Raw genomic sequence first — 6756 nt, forward strand, 5'->3', positions numbered from 1 at the left:
CGGCAAGTTGATAATGTCCCAATTGGGACATTATCAACTTGGATACATTGAGACATTATCACATTGGAATCAGATTTAGAATATCTAGGTAAATAAGTTCATTGACTTATAGTAAAGCCTTTGGTAGAATAATAACAAGCGTTGAAGAGGAGGAGTACAGTTATTCTTCTTAAAGAGACCTCTTGGCTGGTGTGAAAGAGGAGAGTGAAGACTGGAAGGTAGCCTTGGAGCATATTTGGTGAATGAAGTAGTCAGATACGTAATACTGCGTTAAAGTAAAGAGACATACAGAGTATGTGAAATAAGGTGGTACCACGATGCAGTCGTCCTTATGCACATGCTCTTTTTTATTTAAGGAGGAATTATGGAATACAGAACACCGATATTGGTTGCTTTTACTCTATTTATAATCACATTATGTTATTTCTATTATAAGAAAACAAAAGCAATCAAAGACAAACAGATGGAAGAAACGTTACGATTTGCGGATTTCAAAGATGAAAACAAGCATTTTACATCAGAAAAATTTGATGCATGCAGTGATAAGGATTTAGTCAATTTAATTGTTGCACTTATTGGTGATTTAGAAGATGAAGATGAAAACTTCCTAGATAAATTAAATATGGAAGAAAGAACTGTCTATGGTATCAGTCAGTTAAATGAATGTGTGAGTACTACTAAAACAATTAGATCTTTCTTTGAAACACCTGCTTATTCAGTATATGCGGATGAATTAGAAACTTATTTCAATAATGTGCGTGAACCGCAGATTGCAGAATTAGTAAAGAGTGCAAGAAGATTGAATGAAATCATGGAAAATGGTGAAGAAGATGAAGATATGGGTGATTATTCTTCTTATAATTTCTCAGACTTCACACATGAATATATTACTATGATTGCAGGTACTGATTTTATGCCAAAGTTAACTAAGTATATTAGAGAACATAAAGAATCGTTTATTGAGGGGGACGAAACAAATGAAGAAAGAGTTGCCGACTAAATATGACCATTTAGCTGTAGAAAAAGGTAAATATCAGCAGTGGTTAGATAAGGAATACTTTAAAGCAGGTGATTTAACAAAGAAGCCTTATAGTATTGTTATTCCACCACCAAATGTAACTGGTAAATTACATTTAGGACATGCATGGGATACTACTATGCAGGATATGATTATCCGTTATAAGAGAATGCAGGGTTATGATGCATTATGGTTACCAGGTATGGACCATGCTGGACTTGCAACTCAGGCTAAGGTAGAAGCTAGACTTAGAGAGCAGGGTATTTCTCGTTATGATTTAGGCAGAGAAAAGCTTGTTGATAAAATCTGGGAATGGAAAGAAGAATATGCAGATATCATTCGTGCACAGTGGGCTAAATTAGGTTTATCACTTGATTATTCAAAGGAAAGATTTACTTTTGATGAAGGTTTATCAGATGCTGTTAGGGAAGTCTTTGTTAGATTATATGAAAAGGGATTAATCTACCAGGGTGAAAAGATCATTAACTGGGATCCAGTACAAAGAACTGCATTATCAAATATAGAAGTATATCATGAAGATATTGAAGGTCATATGTACTACTTCAATTATCATATTGTTGGTTCTGATGATATTTTAGTCATTGCCACTACACGTCCAGAAACAATGTTTGCTGACCAGGCAATTTTCGTACATCCTGATGATGAAAGATATAAGAAATATGTTGGTATGAAGGCAATCAACCCTGCCAACGGTGATGAATTACCAATTATGGCTGATAGCTATATTGATCTTGATTTTGGTACTGCTGTTATGAAATGTACACCAGCACATGACCCAAATGACTTCCAGCTAGCAAAGAAGTACAATCTACCAATGCCTAAGTGTATGAATGAAGATGGTACTATGAATGATTTGGCTGGTAAATATAAAGGAATGGATCGTTTTGAATGCCGTGAAGCTTTATTAAAGGATTTTGAAGAAGCAGGTGTTGTAGATCATATTGAAACTATTGTCCATTCAGTAGGTCACTCAGAACGTTCTCATGCAATTGTAGAACCTTATTTATCTAAGCAGTGGTTTGTAAAGATGAAGCCATTAGCTGAAAATGCATTAAAGAATCAGGAAACTGATGATAGAGTAGATTTCGTTCCAGAAAGATTTGAAAAGACATTCTCTAACTGGATGAACAGCATTGAAGACTGGTGTATTTCACGTCAGGTATGGTGGGGACATCGTATTCCTGCATGGTACAACAATGAAACAGGTGAATTATATGTAGGTAGAGAAGCACCTAAAGACGTAGAAAACTGGACTCAGGATGAAGATGTTCTTGATACATGGTTCTCAAGTGCTTTATGGCCATTCTCAACTATGGGCTGGCCTAATACAGAAGATCCAATGTTTAAGAGATATTTTCCAACTGATACATTAGTTACTGGTTATGATATTATCTTCTTCTGGGTAAGCCGTATGATGTTCCAGTCAATCGAATTTACTGGTAGAAGACCATTCAAGAATGTTTTAATTCATGGTTTAATCAGAGATGAACAGGGTCGTAAGATGTCGAAATCATTAGGTAATGGTGTTGACCCAATGGATGTTATTGATGAATATGGAGCTGACTCATTAAGATGGTTCTTATTAAATAACTCTTCACCAGGAGCTGATATGCGTTATGTACCAGCTAAATTAAAATCTACTTGGAACTTCATTAACAAGATCTGGAACAGTGCACGTTATGTATTAATGAACATTGATGAAGATCAAAAATTAGAAGAATTAGATTATGCAACACTTAACTTAGCTGATAAGTGGATCTTGAATAGATTAAATGAAGTAATCAGAAGTGTTGATGAAAATATGGATAAGTTTGAATTTATCAATGTAGGAACTGAATTATATCGTTTCATCTGGGATGATTTCTGTTCTTGGTATATCGAATTATCTAAACTTCATTTAACAGGTGATGATGAAGTTGCTAAGAAATCTGCATTAAACACACTTGTTTATGTATTAAATACTATTGTTAGATTATTACATCCAATCATGCCATTCGTTACTGAAGAAATCTATCAGGCTATTCCACATAATGAAGAATCTATCGTTATTTCTAAATGGCCAGAAGTAAATCCAGAATATGATAATGACACAATCAATGATCAGTTTACTTATTTAATTGATATTATCAAGGGTGTAAGAGAAATCAGACATACTTATGTTATCAAGAATAGTATTGAGGTTGATTATACAATCACTACTAAACAGGATGATCTTGAAACATTATTAAAGGAAATTGCCCCTTATGTCAGCAAACTAGTTAACGCAACTTGTGTAGGATATAATGTTCCAACAAGTAAGAATAATGCGACTGAAGTTATCAAGGGTGGTAATACACTTAATATTGATTTAGGTCAGTATATTGATATGGAAGCTGAAAAGGTAAAGGTTGAAAAAGAAATCAAGAAGCTTGAAGGTGAAATCAAGCGTGGTGAAGGTATGTTATCTAACCCTAATTTCACATCTAAAGCGCCAGCTGCTAAAGTAGAAGCAGAAAAAGCTAAATTAGAAGATTATCGTTCTAAATATGCTGCAGCAAAAGAAAAACTTGCTAAGATGAACTAATCAAAAATCCCCATTTTGGGGATTTTTTTTAAGTAATTTCATTTCTTTAGTCGTATAGATATAGTAGAGGGGGCAGAAAGGAGTAAAGATGTACGAGCTATCTACGAAAAGACAACAGCAGATTAATGGTGGAAGTGTTATGTATCGTATTATATATGCACTTCTAGGTATTGCTGGCATGAAATTGTTGAGAGCATCTTTGAGTCATCTAAGAGGTGGAAGAGTAATAAGGATGAAATAGTTCATTTGTCTCATTTACAAAATTTTAGAAAGGAGTAAATATGTACGAATTATCCGTTAGTAGCCAGGAACAAATCTGTGGTGGTAGTGCATTGACATATATTATTTATGCATTACTAGGAGTTGCTGGATTAAAACTACTTAGATCTGCTAAGGGTCGTCTCAGATTAGGTCGTCTTATCACATTAGAATGGGGAAAATAAGAAGAGAAGGGTGCGATTCGCACCCTTATTTATAAGGAAGTGAAGGAAAATGGAAACAGTTGATAGAGAAGTAAGAATTGAGATAGATATAGTTGAATGTATATTTACGATAAATGGATTAAGCATACAAAGAGTGGATGTATTAGAAAACATTGAGAAATTAGAGAAACAATTACTGAGACAAAAGAGACGATTATCAAGAAAAGAACAAAATTCAAATAATAGTAAAGCAGTTTTAGAGAAGATAAAGAAAATAGAGAATAAATTGGATAATGTTTATAATGATTATATGAATAAATGCATTAGTGTAGTGATAAAAAGTAATCCGAGTTGTGTCGTGATTGTTGAGAATAATCAAAAGTTTTTACAAAAATATTATGAGTTTGTAATAAGAATGAAAGTAAGATGTAAAATGCATGGAATTGAATTCAAGGTGTTAAATACATATGCTTAAAAGGCAAATATGAGGTGGTATTTATGATCAAGGGACTTGAACAATCTTCTCAACCAAGAGAAAAAGCACTCTTAAATGGTATAGAATCATTGACGGATGAAGAACTACTTGCATTATTATTAAGAACTGGTAATAAGGAGCAGTCAGTTTTAGATTTATCTTCTACAATATTAAGAGAAATACAGGGAATGAGTGGATTTCATTCTATTACTTTTGCAAAGCTATTATCTTTTAAGGGAATCAATAAAGCCAAAGCGATCGGGATTATGGCTGCTTTAGAATTTTCTAAAAGAATTAATATGCATACAGATATGAATGAGATATATGATAACCCAGCTAAAGTTTTCTATCATTTAGAAAACAAGATGTCCCATTTATCGCAGGAACATTTCTTGATTATGATTTTAGATAATCATAATCGTTTGATTGCGGAAAAGACATTATTTGTGGGAAGTGTCAATATGTCTATTGTTTCTGCAAGAGAAATATTTAGAGAAGCACTTGCTTTTAATGGGGTTAGTATCATTTGTGTACATAATCACCCTTCAGGTGATGCACATCCTTCTAGTGAAGATATTAATATGACACAAAAGCTTATAGAACTTGGAAAAATGATGAATGTAGATATAGTGGACCATATCATTATTGGAAGAAATCAATATTATAGTTTTAAAGCAGAGAGGGTCTATTCTTCAATCTGATAACTGTTTTTCCTTATGATTGCATTTTTCAAAAAGAGATATTATAATGTATTCACCGAGGTGATGTCATTGTATAAAAAGAAGAAAAACAAGCATACAAGAAGAATGATCGTAATCACTGTTGTATTGATTGTGACATCTGTCTATGCTCTTGTATCAGGTATTACTGAACTGCCATTTTCAAGCGTATTTCAGGATACAATCGCAAATGCTGAATATTATGTTATCAAGGCACCAGTGAATTACGTAAAAAATGTATTTACTGAATATCATGATCTTAAGCTTGTTTATCGTGAGAATAAGAAATTGAAGCGTTCACTTGATAACTATGCGAGTGAGCTTGCAATGAATGAAGTATTATCAAATGAATTGTCGGAAATGAAGAAAATTACAAACATTGAATCTTTACCTACTGACTATAAAGTTAAATATACAACTATTATTGAAAGAGATGCTGAATCTTGGAGTAATCAGGTGAAGATTAATATGGGAAGTAATTCTCAGATTCAAAAAGGTATGTCTGTTATTACTTCTAAAGGAATGATTGGGACTGTTACTAAAGTAGGTACTATTTCTTCTACTGTGACATTACTTTGTTCAGAAAATAATAGTGTTCAGCTTCCTGTTATGATTGTAGATGGAGAAAATACATATTACGGTTTGGTCAACAGCTACAATGTAAAGGCGGGCACTTATAAGGTTTCTCTCTTATCTACAGTGGACAAGATTCAAAAAGGTTTAAATGTAACTACAAGTGGTTTAGGAGGAAAAGGAAAGTCTCCTAAAGGAATACTAGTAGGTAAGGTTGTAGGATTTAATGAAGGTACGGATGCATCAGGTAAATATGTTACTGTTAAACCTTCAGTTAATTTTGATTCATTGAACTATGTAGCAGTTGTACAGAGGGTAAACTAATATGAAGAATAATCAGATTTTGAAGAATTTCCTGATTATGTTTGTCTGTTTTTTGATTGATAGTGTCATCAATTTCTTTATTCCTACTAATATCAATCGTTCAGGTCTTACATTTGTTCCATGTATTGGATTACTTATGTTTTCTTTATTAACTATCACAGTTCATGACAAATCCGAAAGATTTTTCTTTAGTGCAGCATGTGGTCTATATTATACTGTTTGTTATTCTAATTCCTTAATGGTCTATATTCTGATCTATTGTGCTATTACATTTGTGAGAACATACATTTATAGAAACGATAACATGACTTGCTTAGAATTCATTGTTTATGCGATTCTCATTGTTACGTTTAAGGAATTCGTTGTTTACTGGCTGATGCTTATTTCACGTTTTACTTATATTGGAGTTATTCAATTTATTACAATGAGATATCTTCCAACATTAGTGATGAATGTAGCATTTGCGCCAATCGTATATCTAGTCTATAAACAATTTGATATTTATATTGAACCAAATGATTTTGATATGAAAGATATTTAAGAGAAGGAGAGATTTTCTTCTCTTTTTTGGTAATTTAAAATAACTAGGGGTTTCCTAAATTTTAATTATCACGCAGTAAGGGGTGAATCTCACCCCTTAT

8 protein-coding genes and 1 other annotated feature are annotated in these 6756 nt (G+C 32.8%); all 8 genes read left to right on the forward strand.

The genetic code is table 11. The features are described 5' to 3' along the window. Nucleotides 1–132: 132 nt before the first annotated feature. Nucleotides 133–334, forward strand: a binding site (T-box leader). A gap of 30 nt (nt 335–364) precedes the next feature. Then, nucleotides 365–1000: a hypothetical protein gene (locus tag EAI80_RS11300; RefSeq protein ID WP_129982117.1), complete on the forward strand. Its 636-nt coding sequence runs from the start codon at nt 365–367 to the stop codon at nt 998–1000. Further along, entirely contained in the window at nt 978–3602 is a 2625-nt protein-coding gene (locus EAI80_RS11305; protein WP_129982118.1) for a valine--tRNA ligase, read from the forward strand. Before EAI80_RS11300 ends, EAI80_RS11305 begins: the two co-directional genes overlap by 23 nt. Before the next feature lie 88 nt (nt 3603–3690). Further along, nucleotides 3691–3843, forward strand: a complete 153-nt coding sequence (locus EAI80_RS13505; protein WP_187012533.1) for a hypothetical protein — start codon at nt 3691–3693, stop codon at nt 3841–3843. Between the two features lie 40 nt (nt 3844–3883). Then, on the forward strand, nt 3884–4045 hold the full coding sequence (locus EAI80_RS13510; protein WP_022424318.1) for a hypothetical protein: 162 nt from the start codon (nt 3884–3886) through the stop codon (nt 4043–4045). A gap of 49 nt (nt 4046–4094) precedes the next feature. Further along, complete coding sequence (locus tag EAI80_RS11310; RefSeq protein WP_129982119.1) at nt 4095–4499, forward strand: hypothetical protein; 405 nt, start codon at nt 4095–4097, stop codon at nt 4497–4499. A gap of 23 nt (nt 4500–4522) precedes the next feature. Then, the gene (radC, locus tag EAI80_RS11315) at nt 4523–5200 is read left to right on the forward strand and encodes a DNA repair protein RadC (RefSeq protein ID WP_129982120.1); all 678 of its coding nucleotides are present in this window, start codon (nt 4523–4525) and stop codon (nt 5198–5200) included. A gap of 63 nt (nt 5201–5263) precedes the next feature. Beyond that, nucleotides 5264–6115, forward strand: a complete 852-nt coding sequence (mreC, locus tag EAI80_RS11320) for a rod shape-determining protein MreC (protein WP_238634588.1) — start codon at nt 5264–5266, stop codon at nt 6113–6115. Nucleotide 6116: 1 nt separating this feature from the next. Further along, nucleotides 6117–6656 carry a rod shape-determining protein MreD gene (gene mreD / locus EAI80_RS11325; protein WP_129982122.1) on the forward strand — a complete coding sequence of 180 codons (540 nt, stop codon included), beginning with the start codon at nt 6117–6119 and terminating at the stop codon, nt 6654–6656. Nucleotides 6657–6756: the final 100 nt, after the last annotated feature.

The organism is Catenibacterium sp. co_0103, from assembly GCF_004168205.1.
In the GTDB taxonomy this organism is placed as follows: Bacteria; Bacillota_I; Bacilli_A; order Erysipelotrichales; family Coprobacillaceae; genus Catenibacterium; species Catenibacterium mitsuoka_A.